The 428-nt window shown below is 58.2% G+C and carries 1 protein-coding gene; it reads left to right on the top strand.

The genetic code is table 11. From position 1 onward, the window contains the following. The coding region (locus OGY33_RS00675; RefSeq protein ID WP_286570936.1) for an Ig-like domain-containing protein at positions 1-428 on the top strand (428 nt) is incomplete at both ends.

Raw genomic sequence — 428 nt, 5'->3', positions numbered from 1 at the left:
TTCGCGGAAAACACGGTACATATCGATACCGTCGCGAACGACAATGTGGTCAACGCCATTGAAAACCGCATGACCACGCTGATAAGCGGCGTGGCAGGCGGCGATGCCAAAGCGGGGGATACCGTTACCGTCAGCGTGCGGGGGCAGAATTTTACCGGAACGGTGGTCGATGATAACGGCGAACTGCGCTACGAAGTGGCGGTGCCGGTCGGCACGCTGAAGGAAGGTAAAAATGCGGTGGTGGTGACGCTGGTCAGCCACGATGCGGTGGGTAACGAAGTGACCGCGCTGGCGCACCGTACCGTGGTGCTGGACACTAAAGCGCATAACACCGTCAATATTCATGATGTCACCGCCGACAACACCCTGAACTTTACTGAGCTGTCGGCGGCGAAGCAGACGATTACCGGAAACGTGCGCGGGGAAGA

The sequence above is a fragment of the Citrobacter sp. Cpo032 genome (assembly GCF_030332975.1).
GTDB classification, from domain to species: domain Bacteria; phylum Pseudomonadota; class Gammaproteobacteria; order Enterobacterales; family Enterobacteriaceae; genus Citrobacter; species Citrobacter portucalensis.
This window is presented reverse-complemented; position numbering and strand designations above follow the sequence as displayed.